Annotated in this window: 11 protein-coding genes and 1 pseudogene; 7 read left to right on the top strand and 5 right to left on the bottom strand. The window is 42.1% G+C overall.

What is annotated here, in order from left to right; translation table 11 throughout:
- Positions 1-5: 5 nt before the first annotated feature.
- The 4 genes from CL176_RS04655 (at position 6) to CL176_RS12225 (ending at position 3,227) form a co-directional block, all read left to right on the top strand.
- Positions 6-1,550 carry an AcpB/EbpR/MafR family transcriptional regulator gene (locus tag CL176_RS04655; RefSeq protein WP_162890825.1) on the top strand — a complete coding sequence of 515 codons (1,545 nt, stop codon included), beginning with the start codon at positions 6-8 and terminating at the stop codon, positions 1,548-1,550.
- A 119-nt stretch (positions 1,551-1,669) separates the two neighbouring features.
- Positions 1,670-2,203 (top strand): helix-turn-helix domain-containing protein, encoded by a 534-nt coding sequence (locus CL176_RS04650; protein ID WP_118990255.1) that lies wholly within the window; start codon positions 1,670-1,672, stop codon positions 2,201-2,203.
- A gap of 72 nt (positions 2,204-2,275) precedes the next feature.
- Positions 2,276-2,713 (top strand): hypothetical protein, encoded by a 438-nt coding sequence (locus CL176_RS04645; RefSeq protein ID WP_118990254.1) that lies wholly within the window; start codon positions 2,276-2,278, stop codon positions 2,711-2,713.
- 4 nt (positions 2,714-2,717) lie between these two features.
- Positions 2,718-3,227, top strand: coding sequence for a hypothetical protein (locus tag CL176_RS12225; RefSeq protein WP_162890824.1), 510 nt, complete (start codon positions 2,718-2,720; stop codon positions 3,225-3,227).
- A gap of 125 nt (positions 3,228-3,352) precedes the next feature.
- On the opposite strand, the gene rnhC is transcribed toward CL176_RS12225, so the two are convergent.
- Positions 3,353-4,273 carry a ribonuclease HIII gene (gene rnhC / locus CL176_RS04640; RefSeq protein ID WP_118990253.1) on the bottom strand — a complete coding sequence of 307 codons (921 nt, stop codon included), beginning with the start codon at positions 4,271-4,273 and terminating at the stop codon, positions 3,353-3,355.
- Positions 4,274-4,388: 115 nt separating this feature from the next.
- Here rnhC and CL176_RS04635 point away from each other — a divergent pair, with 115 nt between their 5' ends.
- The 3 genes and pseudogenes from CL176_RS04635 to CL176_RS12610 all read left to right on the top strand — a co-directional run.
- Positions 4,389-4,712 (top strand): cell division protein ZapA, encoded by a 324-nt coding sequence (locus CL176_RS04635; protein WP_118990252.1) that lies wholly within the window; start codon positions 4,389-4,391, stop codon positions 4,710-4,712.
- A 13-nt stretch (positions 4,713-4,725) separates the two neighbouring features.
- On the top strand, positions 4,726-5,277 hold the full coding sequence (locus CL176_RS04630; protein WP_118990251.1) for a CvpA family protein: 552 nt from the start codon (positions 4,726-4,728) through the stop codon (positions 5,275-5,277).
- Between the two features lie 1,553 nt (positions 5,278-6,830).
- Positions 6,831-7,037, top strand: a pseudogene (locus tag CL176_RS12610) (hypothetical protein); the annotation flags it as partial.
- A 769-nt stretch (positions 7,038-7,806) separates the two neighbouring features.
- Here CL176_RS12610 and CL176_RS04625 read toward each other — a convergent pair.
- The 4 genes from CL176_RS04625 to pheS form a co-directional block, all read right to left on the bottom strand.
- Positions 7,807-8,010: a GntR family transcriptional regulator gene (locus tag CL176_RS04625; protein ID WP_118990250.1), complete on the bottom strand. Its 204-nt coding sequence runs from the start codon at positions 8,008-8,010 to the stop codon at positions 7,807-7,809.
- A gap of 243 nt (positions 8,011-8,253) precedes the next feature.
- Entirely contained in the window at positions 8,254-8,904 is a 651-nt protein-coding gene (locus tag CL176_RS04620) for a GntR family transcriptional regulator (protein ID WP_118990249.1), read from the bottom strand.
- 506 nt (positions 8,905-9,410) lie between these two features.
- Complete coding sequence (pheT, locus tag CL176_RS04615; RefSeq protein WP_118990248.1) at positions 9,411-11,834, bottom strand: phenylalanine--tRNA ligase subunit beta; 2,424 nt, start codon at positions 11,832-11,834, stop codon at positions 9,411-9,413.
- Positions 11,834-12,898 (bottom strand): phenylalanine--tRNA ligase subunit alpha, encoded by a 1,065-nt coding sequence (gene pheS / locus CL176_RS04610; protein WP_118990247.1) that lies wholly within the window; start codon positions 12,896-12,898, stop codon positions 11,834-11,836. The genes pheT and pheS overlap by 1 nt, the downstream gene beginning before the upstream one ends.
- Between the last annotated feature and the right edge of the window lie 528 nt (positions 12,899-13,426).

Raw genomic sequence — 13,426 nt, 5'->3', positions numbered from 1 at the left:
TTCATATGAGAGAAGTTCTGCATCAAACTCAACTGAGACGATTGGAGCTAGTCGAAGAATTGTATCAATCTCATACAGAGTGGCTAGATATTGCTGAGATAGCCGATAAGCTTGAAACTTCCCCGCATAATTTACGGAATGATTTAAACTCAATTCGAGATATTGGGATTGAGGTTGAGACGAACCCTTCTCAAATGCGCCTTATAATTAATGAGAGCATTCCCTTAGAGAACGCTTACCGCTACTTCAACAAAGAATCGGTTGCTTTAAATATTGTTGAGGAAGTATTCAAGAATCCGGATCATACAACCTCGTCACTGGCTGACACCCTTTTTGTTAGCCCGAGTACGGTCAGCCGCTATGTGGATAACTTAAATGAAGTATTGACGGAAACTTTTGGAATTCGCTTAGAGAAACGACCTTATCATTTCTCCGGTGATGAGAAAAGTATCCGTTATTTTCTGAGTGAATTTTATGCAGAGCGTTATACGATTTATGATTGGCCTTTTGCTATGATTGATGAAGCGTTTATAACTGATTTATTAGTTTTCTTGACTGATTTATTAAATGTTCCGATGACTTTCGCCTCGATGCAAATGGTTAAAATGAATATTTCGGTGGCTATGACACGGACCTTGCAAGGCTTTCGCATTGAGAGCAATCACTCCAAGATTCAAGCAATGTATCAAATTGCCCTGGATATGCATGATTTCCGGCGTTTCCAGGCTGAGTTTAAAAAGCATTACGATATCGAATTAAACATGGATTTTTTGGAACAACTTTTTTCCGAATATACAGGAGAGTATTATTATTTCAACCATGATGACTTTTACATGGCCCAGCAGGCGAATACTTATGTCAATCAATCCGTAACTTACTTAAATTTGATGCTCACTAATATCTCTAGTATGCACCGTTTGGAGATTCCTAACCGTAAGGAATTAATTTATCATTTGCATAATACCGCTCACTTGGATCAATTCGATACCTATGTGACCCCGATTCTCTTCCCGCGTAAACGCCGCTTTGTTGAGGAAGTTGAATCAATGTACCCAGCTTTCTATCAAGATATATACCGTGGACTAGTAGGTTACCGCGATTTTCTTGAACGGCCAGTGGATGAGAATATGTTAAATCATTTAATTTACACCCTCTGTATTTTCTGGGAAACGGCCCTCAGCCAACTTTCAGCAACAAATGCTCCTATTCGTGTCCTGGTTCTCAGTAAATATGACCACTATCACGCACGATATCTAGCAAGTGCCCTAAAGAGGTGTGTCGGTGACATCATTAAAATAGATATCTATAGCAAGAAACACCTCGACTTAGGCGAATTGGAAGAATCTGACTATGACATCATGATAACCAATTTGAGTTTGCAGCCAATTGAAGGCAAATGCATCGTCTACGTATCAAATATGATGACCGTCGATGAACTGAGCATTTTCTATGATTATATGATTGAAATACTCCAGAAACGTTGGCTTGATACCAGCTCAACCCCAGTATATACCATTCCAAACTTAGGCTACAATTTCGGGTCCATATAAGACGTTGAAGAAACCTTGTGCAATTATCTTTATCATTAAAACATCCCCTCCTCTAGGCGGTGATATGCTCCCCCTAAAGTAGACACTTAAAAAAGTAAATCTACTTAAGGGGGAGTTTTATGCGTTCAAGGAGGAAACATTCAGATAGTGAACTAGAGAAATATATTCGTTTGTATTTAGAGAACGGTATATCCTATAGAACGTTGAGAGAAGAATATGGACTACTTTTATCCAAGCGAACGTTTTCTAATTACGTCACTAAATATAGAAGCCATGGCTATTCTGGCATCCAAACCAAGACCTCCAATAATCATTACAGTCATGACTTCAAGTTAGCTGTTGTTGAAGAGTATCTTGATCATCAAGAACCTATCAGACAACTCGCTCTAAAATACAATATACCTTCCCACAGCACTGTAAGAAACTGGCTAATCAAGTATACTAAAGGGGAAGAAATTAAGGACGTTGTTCCTAAACCCGAGGTGTATACAATGAAAGGCCAGAAGAAAACACAAGAAGAAAAAATTGAGATTGTCAAAGATTATCTAGAGACCGGGATGTCCTATAGAGAAACTGCTGAGAAATACGCCGTATCCTACAACAATGTCTATTCATGGGTCCAGAAGTATCAAAAACATGGCCAGATGGCCTGATAGATGGCAGAGGCCGAAGAAAGCCCACCAAAAGCATGAACGCGTTAAACAAGTCCGCCTCGAATTGGAGCAATGGTCCAAGCCGGCGGCATAAAGCAAAATGAAGCCGACACTATTCTTACTTATTTCGAAGAGACGGAAGATGTGGATTTAGTAAGGGACGAGGCTGTGGGTCGAGCCCAGGAGCCAAAAGAAGACGGCAGCTCTCTGTCAGACGCTGAACTCTTCACCCTACTCTATCTAGCAGGTGGCAGCACAGGACCCGTTGCTTATGATAAATTCGTTGAGTTGGTCTACGAGTGGTGGACTGAGCCGGAAGAAAGTGTCAGTGAAGAAAGCGGTGCAGATAGTTCTGTCAGTGATGAAAGTACTTCAACCGATGAAGTAACGGATGAATCCAGTGATTTGCATAAAGAAATTGGACTTATCTTAAGTGACGATACTTTAACCCAAGAAGACCAAATTACCCAAAAGCGCCCAATTAATTCAAACACAAATCGGTCACATTGAGAATATGACAGCATTCCGTGATGAAATTATCAGTAATACAACGATTAACTCAAGCACTTTAAGTCAATTGAGCGATAGTGAATTAGTGTGCCTCATGTATGATGTAGGGTTTTTTGGAAGTAATTACAATAGCAATGATATCGAAATCGTCATTACAGACAACTTAGGCGTAACTCCTAACACAGGTTCAAGTCGAAGCCGCAGTAGCGCAAGTACGAGTGGTCGGGTGAACCGTAGCCGTTCAAACCAAAGAAGCAATCGCCGTACTTCGAACCGTCGCACTACCGCTTCGAATCGGAGTGCACGTCGTAACCGTAACACTAACGTCAACCACAACATCGTTCGCGTACGCAATACCCGCCAACAACACCAAAGACAGAACAATACTAGCCGTGATCAAGTTGCAGGCGATAAACGCTTCCTTCCAGACACAGGTGAAGGTATAAACAAAACTCCTCATTGGAGCAGGCACCGTACTAATCGTCGCTGGTGTAGCCCTCGTAGCATACAATAAGAAACATTCCTAAATAACAACTATCACCCAAAAACTCAGCTTCCCTTCTACTAAGTAGGACGGAAAGCTGAGTTTTTCGCCTTTCAAGTGCCATCACACCAAGAGATTTATCTTTTCTCATTTTTTCAACTGCCGGCTAATTTGCGCGCCTTCTCCGTATTACGGAAATGTAATTTCGCAGTTTGGGCCAAGGCCTCTTCACCATGCGCTTTCAGAAGACCGGCCGCAAATTGATCTGCCGCTGGCCCCGCTCCAGAAGGCAAAGTCTTGCCGTAAGGTTTGCCCAAGGTCTCTAAACTTTCTAAGAAAGCATCCCGAGCAATGATCGACGCACAGGCCACAGCCAAATGCGCACTCTCCCCTCTCTTTTCAAAATAGAGCCTATCGGTATATGGTTGAGCTTCTTGAGCCAAATACTTGCGGTAACTGGCTTCAGGTGTAAATTGATCGATGAGTACGCCGTCCAACCGTTCTCGCTGCTCGGCCGTTAATTTGTGGTAGAGCTTTTGGATTGTAAAGTTATGCAGGCTTACTTTAATACTCACCGCGTTGTAACGACTGCCTATAACCTCGTTGTACTTAACTGGAGGGCAATTCGTCAAATGATACGGAACTGTGGCCTTTAGCTGCCAAGCAATATCTCGAATTTGCCCGTCGGATAGATTTTTGGAATCTTGGGCGCCCAACTCACGAACAAGCTCGAACTGTTCCGGAGCTACATAGGCCGCACAGACGATTAAAGGACCGAAATAACTGCCGTTGCCGACTTCATCACTACCGATGAGGGCAAGCTTGTCGTAAGCGGTACTCTGGGACGCAGCTTGTGAGCTAGCTTTTGGGCTTTCGCCTTGTCCCCATTGACTGGCTTCTGCTTCAGCGTTCTTACCTTGAAAGAGGACTTTTCCAGATTCATAAGCTGTGATTGTGACGCCATTGGCTTTTGCCCGGAAGACGCTGTAAGGGACAGGTGCTTGAAGTTGGGTATGATAATGCGATTCTAGCTCCCGAATTGCTTGGGCTGACATTTGAAGTGTGACTGATGACATAAGTTTCCTTTCTATTCTTGAAGAAAATGGGAATAATTAGCTAAATCATAACGCATTCGTGCATTCATGGCAAATAAATGATAGAATAAACCAAGTAAATAAAGGAGGAAGCTTTATGACCTCGAAGCAACGCTTTAAAGCAACCATTGACGGCAAACAATATATAATCGTCTCAGATCATTCAAATGAGCATATTCTCGCTGTCGTCGACATTATTAATCAACAATTAAATCAACTAAAGGAACTCGATCCTGGCCTATCCAAAGAGGACCGCAGTATCCTCATGGCCATTAATGCTGTATCTGACCAACTCGTCAAAGAAGACCAGATTGCTTCTTTAGAAGAAGATTTGGATACCTTAACTTCACCAGGAAATACCCGGGAAACCGACACGCCACGGGTGCAACCAAAAGTTCCATTTGAACGGCCTGAAAATTAAGGAGGGATATTCTGTGTTAAGTTTACTTATCATATTGATACTTGTTGCCGGCTTTTACCAGGGATACCGCCGAGGACTCGTCTTACAAGGGATTCGCCTAATTGGTTACGTAATCACCCTCGTCCTGACCACTCGCTTCTACGAGCCCCTTTCCGGCTTCGTTGAAATGCTCGTGCCTTTTCCAGCTATCCAAGCTGATAGCCAACTCGCTTTATACGGCGAACAGGCAAGTTTCTACGTAGACCAAGCCTTCTACCGCGGTTTAACCTTCATCCTAATCGCAATCATCGGCTGGCTCGTAACGAACTTCTTATCCATGTTCTTCCAACGCTTAGCCTACTACGATATGTATTACTACGTTGACCGTATCGGCGGAGGCATTATCAACTTCCTTGTGACGTACTTTATGCTGTTTCTTATCTTATTCATCTTATCACTCATTCCCATTGATTTCGTCCAGCAACTCTTCGTAGACAGCCCGCTAGCCTACTGGATAGTCAGCCAAACCCCAATCCTCTCAGACCTAGCCATCAATACCTGGCTAAGCGTAAACCCTAACCAATAACCCCTCCCAAAAATGAATAGACTCTCGCTACGCCGATGCCACCCATTTGAGTGACATCGGCGTAGCTCAATTGGAGAGAATGCTAATGAGTTGAAAAAGCATCAACTCCCCTCAGTCAGAATTTTGCTCAGTTTGTTCCTCGCTGGCGTGATGGGGTTCTACCACGAGAGTCTACGGGCGCTTCAGTTACGTGGTGGGATGCTACCACGATAGTCTAGGGACGCTTCACTTGCGTGGTAGACTCTTACCAGGATAGTCTGCGGACTCTTCACTTGCGTGGTAGACTCTTACCAGGATAGTCTGCGGACTCTTCAATTACGTGGTGGAACCCTACCACGATAGTCTGCGGGCGCTTCACTTGCGTGGTGGGATGCTACCACGATAGTCAATAATGGTCAAAGTGGTTTGAGGCAGGATTTGCGTTATTTGACCCTGAATTGCTAGGGGCATGATTGGTATTTGTGATAAGGAAGCCACGGCAAAACACCGTGACATCAACCTGGATTAGATCCGGAGAGAGCGCTCGGCTCGGTGCAGGAGACGAAGCCAATGGCATGGCGCCTAAATGATGAGATTTGTGTTTGGTCTGGCGAAAGTGGCACAAATTCGGGAAGTTCTGAGTTGTATTTTGCAATATGCGTTGCAGACTACCGTGGTAGAATCTACCACGGTAGTCTACAGGCGTTTCACTTGCGTGGTGGACTCTTACCACGATAGTCTGCGGGCATCTCAATTACGTGGTGGAACCCTACCACGATAGTCTGCGGACTCTTCAATTACGTGGTGAAACTCTACCACGATAGTCAACAATGATCAAAGCGGTTTGAGGCAGGATTTGCGTTATTTGACTCTGAATTGCTAAGGGCATGGTTGATGGTATTGATAAGGAAGCCACGGCAAAACGCCGTGACATCAACCTGGATTAGATCCGGAGAGAGCGCTCGGCTCGGTGCAGGAGACGAAGCCAATGGCATGGCACCTAAATGATGAGATTTGTGTTTGGTCTGGTGGAATTGGCACAAATTTGTGGAGGTATGAGTTGTATTTTGTAATATGCGTTTCAGACTTACGTGGTAGAATCTACCACGGTAGTATACAGGCGTTTCACTTGCGTGGTGGACTCTTACCACGATAGTCTGCGGACTCTTCAATTACGTGGTGGAACCCTACCACGATAGTCTGCAGACTCTTCAGTTACGTGGTAGACTCCTACCACGATAGTCTGCGTGCTCTTCAGTTACGTGGTAGAGCTCCACCACGATAGTCAACAATGGTCAAAGCCGTTCGATACACAATTCACGTTATTTAGCTCTGAATTGCTAGGGGCATGATTGGTATTTGTGATATCGCCTCATAGCGTCCTTTAGATAACCTGAATTGTTAAATTAAGCTAGAAAAACAAATAAGACCCTTTGTGCTACACTATTTATGAGAGCATTCACAAATAAAGGAGTAGACACAAAATGGCCTGCACACATCTTGACACGAAAGAACTGACTTGGATAGAAAACTATTACGAAATTGGCGAAAAAGCTTGCATAGTCGCTAAAAAGTTAAGAAAAGATGGTCTGCCTAAAGGTACTGATTTTAATGAAGTGGATGAAGACTTTCTTAAGTAAGTAACCTTCAAGCGACATATCATTCCACGTAAATCTCTTAACTACTACACTCCCCTGGAGGTTTTCTTGACCCATCTTTTGGATCAAACACCTGTATATTATGCCAACCACTTAAGAACTAGGGTTTCATTAAGCACCTGACTCCTCCAGTGTCGCTAGCGCTTTTCCTCTTGACCAGTCAGGAGTTTGATGAAGGGGGGCTGTTTAAGGTGGTTAGCACAAGTGTGTCACCAAGTTCAATCACTCATCATATAGTGTAGAAATTTCTAACTTAAATTGACAATCGAGATTCAGAAATAATACATCTTCTCATTTTAGTATAGACATTTTTATTTTACTTAAAAATAATATAAGTAATAATAAAATCGACACACAAGCATTAATTTATCTCTTTGGCTATATTTACTTATTTATTAATTGGAACTATTGAATATAGATCAATTTACTGCACAAAAAATAGGAAACATATTTGCTTCCTCTTGGATAATTATATAGTATTCAGTTATCGAGCCATTACACTGTTTGATCTCTAACCCAGAAAATTATGCATAAAACCTGTTGTTGATAATGAAGTAGTTCCAGGAGTGATTCAATATCGTTCTGCTTAATTAACTCAATAATTTTATAGTAAAATACTAAACTAATGGTTTTAATATGCTTCCTTTCCATAACGTCTTATTTCTCTTTTTATTCGGCAATTGCATTTATGCTCAGCAGACCATATTTCTGAAATAATGAATTGGTATGTAAGTTTATTTAATACAACAATAATTCACGCTCATTTTGTAGTCGCCTGGAAATCATCTTCTTGCATTTTCTCAGTCATTTCATCGAGCATACTTAAGAAGTGCTTTGAATCAAATTCAATTTTTTATCGAGATCACTTCAAGTCTGATCGCTAGGAGAAATTCTATATGCTCAAATCGCTCACATAATATTCTCTACCCACCCACTTGCCGTATCCTTCTTCTTCAAGCTGCTCTATAGCTTGTTTAACTGGCATACGACTAACGTTTAAATCACCCGAAAGTTTATTTACATTGAGCGCCACTCCGATAATAAATTCCTTATCTGCAATATACTTTGGTAGGCCATATCCGTTAAATTCAATCATATTCCTTCTTAATCACTTCAGTATTTGAAAAGATACAGACTACAAGAAACATGATTTATTAGGTAAATCTTTATTTCTAGTTTCGGCGATTAACACCAACAATTCCCCTTAATATTATTCCACTCGGTGTAAAACATACGCATAAGCTTTATCTTCATTTACCAATCGTGGTAACTTACCAGTAGATAAGTGATACCTATCGAAAAGCTAAATTATACTGATAATATATCGCTGTCTAAACTACTACACAGAGCTGTAAGGTTTATTCTTCAAGAAGACATCTTTACTCTCGATGATAAGCTCAATTGCAAGGTTAATATCAGACTGTTTCAGCGCGTCGATAATATCATTCAATAGCTCTACTATAACTTCCCCTAGATGAACGTAGTTAAATTGATCTTCATGTTCTTTAGCATGACGATACAATTCTTTCACGGCAATGCGCCCATACTTCACATATAAGGGGTTTTCATGCAACTCAAATACATACTTGAAAAGATCCATCTGTGAATCGAAGTATTCATCTAAGTCCCCTTGCCCCAAGGTACGATCCAAATGATCGGTTAAGACCTCCAATTGTGAAATATTCACTTCAATCTTATACGTATCGATGTAATGTAATACGTTGACAACGAAATCAAGTAATAACTTCAAATGATCTACCGAGGTGATATTGGCACTATCTATTAAACTCAAGTCCTGAACAAGAACACGGCTTCTATCTTTATATAAATATCCCTCTTCCAATAATTTCTGAGTAGCATGGCTGACTGGTGTGCGACTTACATTGAGTTGTGATGAGATTTTGCTTACGTTTATCTGTTCATTCGCCGTAAGCTCTCCTTCATGAATCTTCTCGCGCAACTGATTATATATAATATTTGTTAGAGTCATATGATAAACCTCCTGTATACAAGCTTATCTTTTAACGTAATTTCCATAAGTGTTCATTATTTAATTCTTCATACATCGTAATAAAAAACACGTTAAATAGCAAGCTTTATTTATACAATATACTACAATTATACTCCAACACAATTATTCTTGCATTTTTTTTGCTTTTTTAACAGATTAAGCATTACGGATTTCAATCCCTTATCATCTCACTTGACACATAAACATTGCGCAGAAATAACCTCTCAAATTACCTGGCGGCAACTTGAGAGGTCACACCTGTCATTCTTATCAAATACCAATCATAAACTTTAAAACTAGCATGATTAGTAACTTATATCTTCTGATAACAAGCTTATATTTCCTACAATAAATTATTTAAGCAGTGACTCATGCTTGCTTATTCCCTGAATGAAAAGTTTCGATTAGATATATACATTTCAGAACATATTTTACAACTGTTCCTTTATTGGTTTTCAGGATTTATTATTGAACACAAATCAACCTTAACGAATTTCTAACCCAGGCACATTCTTCAAAGCTTCTGTTATTTGTACCATTATTGCATCAACCGCTTTATCAGTTAACGTTTCTTCAGGATTCAAGAACGTTAAATGATAGGCTAATGACTGCTTACCTACTTCAATATTCTCTCCGGCGTAATGGTCAAATAGACGTACATTACGCAAGTATTCTCCTCCATTCTGCTCGATGATCTCTACAAGACTTCCATGGCTTTGTTCTGCATCTACTAATAAAGCTAAATCACGAGAAGTCGATGGGAATTTTGGAATCGCCCGTTGAATTTTCTCTTTACGCGGCAAGTTAATCAGGAGATCCATATCCAGTTCAGCAAAGAAAGTCGCATCATCTAAGTCAAAATCTCGGCAGACGGTCGGATGAACTTGACCTAAGAAACCAAGCCGCTCATTATCTGCGTAAATATCTGCTGTTCGGCCCGGATGCATCGCATCTATACGATTTGTTTGCTTGAAAGTAATTTCAGCTTGTAAACGAAGGGCTTTCAAATATGTTTCAATCATTCCTTTCAAGTCGAAGAAGTCATAAGTACTTGCCGGCTCAAGCCAGGTCTTGGCTTGTTTCTCTCCGGATAAGAGAATGCCGTATCGTTCTAATTCTAAAGGTTGATTTTTAGCACCTTGTCCAATAAAGACGCGACCAAGTTCGTAGAAAGCTAAGCCTTTATTCTGACGAGCTTTATTGTATTGGGCAACCTCCATCAAGGCAGGGAACATGCTTTGGCGTAAGACAGTGCGCTCCTCACTCATCGGCATGGCTAGGTTGACAAATTTAGTCACATCGGTTGCAATGTATTGAGCGTGCTCCTGGGATGTTAAGACATAAGTAATCACTTCATTTAAGCCCATACTTTCGCTAAGATTGCGCGTAGTACGCCCTAAGGCTTGTTGGTCAGTTAATTGAGCCGGCTCCCCAGCTAAAGCAGGAATAGATGTTGGCACTTCATCATAACCATAAATTCGCGCAATTTCTTCAAGTACATCCGCTTCGATGGAAATATCCCAGCGACGAGGTGGTATATATACAGTCAGAGCTTCATCAGCAAAGCTCACAGCAAAACCAAGACGGTCGAAAATCTCCTGCAATTCAGCTTGGCTTAAAGTGAAACCGAGACGTTCTTCAATGTGTCCTGCTTGTACTGTGACACTTACGTCTTCAACTTCTGTGGCGTCAACTTCCACGACGCCCGCTTCAACTTGGCCCTCTCCTAAAGCAGCAATCAAACCAGCTGCGGCTTGTCCAGACTCAGCAACCGTCGCTAGGTTAATCCCCTTCTCGTAGCGAATGCTTGACTCTGAACGTAAGGCAAATTTCTTCGACGTACCCCGAACATTTTGCGGGTTAAAGACCGCTGTCTCCAAGAGAACGTTACGTGTTTGGTCTGTTACTTCAGAATCCAAACCACCCATGACACCAGCTAAACCAATCGCTTCATCCCCTGAGAGGATAAGAATATCTTCTGCGCTTAACGTACGATCCACCCCGTCTAAGGTAGTAAAAACTTGGCCTTCGGCGGCTGGAGCGACGCCAATTATTTTGCTATCGAGGGTATCGTAATCATAGGCATGCATTGGCTGTCCGTATAACAGGAGGAAATAGTTGGTCAAATCGACCACATTATTCAAAGGTCGCATCCCCGACTTCATCAGGCGAAATTGTAACCAATCGGGACTTTCTTTCACTGTAATATCTCGAATAACCCGCATTTGAAAGCGCGGGGCAATTTCCTCACTCTCAATCGCTAATTCTACAGCGTCCAGTAAATCTGATGTTTCGGTCATAGGCATAGGGAAATCTGTTTCGAAATGCGGCTGTTGCCCGGTGATGGCTCCTACTTCATGGGCAACACCCCGAACACTTAAAGCGTCCGCTCGGTTTGGAGTTAAGTCCAATTCCAGAATGGGATCGTCCAACTTTAAGTAGTCGATAGCATCGGCTCCAATAGGCGCATCAGCATCTAGGACATAAATACCGTCGGCATATGCTTTCGGTACGACATTATCTGGCAAGCCCAGTTCATCTAAGGAGCAAATCATCCCATTGGAGTCCACCCCACGGAGCTTACTTTCCTTAATTTCAAAGCCACCCGGCAAGACCGCTCCAGGCAAAGCCACAATTACTTTCTGCCCAGCAGCAACATTCGGTGCACCGCAGACAATCTGACGCAAGCTACCTTCACCGGCATCCACTTGTGTAATATTCAAGTGATCGCTATCTTCCATCGGCTCACACGTCTTCACCTCAGCAACGACCAGATTAGATAATTCAGCACCGTAGTTGATAACATTTTCAATTTCAATTCCAGTACGGGACATCCGCTCTGCTAGCGCTTCGCCGGTCCATTCTGAGAGGTCTAAATAGCTCCCCAACCACTCTAATGATACTTGCATTACACATGTCCTCCTTTAAATTGCTCTAAGAAACGTAAATCATTCTGGTAGAAATGACGAATATCATCCACATTATGTTTCAGCATCGCAATCCGTTCAATCCCTAATCCAAAAGCGAAACCACTATACTTTTCACTATCCACATCGGCCATCTCTAATACCCGTGGGTGCACCATGCCCCCACCCAGAATTTCAATCCAGCCGGTTTGCTTACAAATATTACAGCCATCACCACCACACTTAAAGCAGCTAATATCAATCTCTACCGATGGCTCCGTAAACGGGAAATAACTCGGGCGCAGACGAATCTGACGCTCTTGACCGAAGGTTGCTTGGGCAAAGAGTAAGAGTGTCCCCTTTAAATCAGCCAGGGAAATATTCTCAGCCACAACTAAGCCCTCGATTTGTTGGAATTGGTGTGAATGCGTCGCATCATCACTATCTCGGCGGAACACTTTGCCCGGACTAATCATCTTCAACGGCCCTTTAGTAAAATCATGTTGTTCCATTGTCCGAGCTTGTACCGGTGACGTATGGGTTCTCAAAAGCACTTCTTCATCAATATAGAACGTATCCTGCATATCCCGAGCCGGGTGATTCTTCGGCAAGTTCATCATCTCAAAGTTATAATGATCCAACTCCACCTCAGGTCCATCAATTACTTGATAGCCCATCTTCAGGAAAAGGTCCTCCAAAGCTTCCCGAGTTTGCGTAAGTAGATGACGCGAGCCGGAAGCAGCTTGACGGCCGGGACGGGTCACATCAATCACCTCGCTAGCCAATTGCGCTTCTAACTCCGCTTGGGCAATCTCACCTTGGCGTGCCTCAAAAGCCTCGTTGAATGCGGCATGAAAGCTGGAAATAGCTTGGCCAAGTTGCGGTTTCTCCTCATTGGCTAAATCTTTCATAGCTTTCGAATATTGATTAAGTAGACCTTTCTTGCCCGTAAACTGAACACGAACATCTTGAAGAGCCTTACTGGAGTCGGCTGCTTGAATGGCAGCGACCGCATCATCGGCAAGGCTTTGAATCTGCACTTTAAGTTCCTCGATATTAATAGTCATGGGATCTCCTTCCATTATTGCATTATGATGAATCAAGCCGAATAGCTACATAAGTGGCTAAGCAAGTTTTGGTTACTGAAATTAATCATTATCAGCCAATACTCGCTATAAATTCGTACATTACAAACTAAAACCCTATCACCCATCCCTCTAACCACGTAAGGGTTAACTAAGTTGCCTACTCACCGAAGTATTGCACAAATTAGTACAGTACTCCAGCTTGTACTAGGTTTCAGCCGATAATCCTTGGCTTGGCTTGCCCTGCGAAGAATGATGAAAAGCATTGAACGATCTGCTTCACTGGGCCAGCTAAGGCAAAGATTAAGAATATATCCAATCATTAATTTATGTCAAAGCGAACTGTCGAATGCATTGGAGTCATAAGAGTGCTATAGAATTTACAGGATGCAACAACGACTTCGCTACTAAATTGCTAAGCGCTTATGCTAGAAAGGGTTATAACAAATAGCACAGCCAATAGAGTATGAAAACTCCTGGTTAAACTGATAAGAGTGTCCATAGTTCCTT

The organism is Suicoccus acidiformans, assembly GCF_003546865.1.
In the GTDB taxonomy this organism is placed as follows: domain Bacteria; phylum Bacillota; class Bacilli; order Lactobacillales; family Aerococcaceae; genus Suicoccus; species Suicoccus acidiformans.
The sequence above is the reverse complement of the archived record's forward strand: the minus strand, read 5'-3'. Positions and strand labels throughout refer to the sequence as shown.

Excerpts from the sequence above, each read along its gene's own strand:
- CL176_RS04625 (WP_118990250.1), bottom strand. The coding sequence starts at position 8,010 with ATGATTGAATTTAACGGATATGGCCTACCAAAGTATATTGCAGATAAG.
- pheT (WP_118990248.1), bottom strand. The coding sequence starts at position 11,834 with ATGCAAGTATCATTAGAGTGGTTGGGGAGCTATTTAGACCTCTCAGAA.
- pheS (WP_118990247.1), bottom strand. The coding sequence starts at position 12,898 with ATGACTATTAATATCGAGGAACTTAAAGTGCAGATTCAAAGCCTTGCC.
- CL176_RS04645 (WP_118990254.1), top strand. The coding sequence starts at position 2,276 with ATGGTCCAAGCCGGCGGCATAAAGCAAAATGAAGCCGACACTATTCTT.
- CL176_RS04635 (WP_118990252.1), top strand. The coding sequence starts at position 4,389 with ATGACCTCGAAGCAACGCTTTAAAGCAACCATTGACGGCAAACAATAT.
- CL176_RS04655 (WP_162890825.1), top strand. The coding sequence starts at position 6 with ATGAGAGAAGTTCTGCATCAAACTCAACTGAGACGATTGGAGCTAGTC.
- CL176_RS12225 (WP_162890824.1), top strand. The coding sequence starts at position 2,718 with ATGACAGCATTCCGTGATGAAATTATCAGTAATACAACGATTAACTCA.
- CL176_RS04620 (WP_118990249.1), bottom strand. The coding sequence starts at position 8,904 with ATGACTCTAACAAATATTATATATAATCAGTTGCGCGAGAAGATTCAT.
- CL176_RS04650 (WP_118990255.1), top strand. The coding sequence starts at position 1,670 with ATGCGTTCAAGGAGGAAACATTCAGATAGTGAACTAGAGAAATATATT.
- rnhC (WP_118990253.1), bottom strand. The coding sequence starts at position 4,273 with ATGTCATCAGTCACACTTCAAATGTCAGCCCAAGCAATTCGGGAGCTA.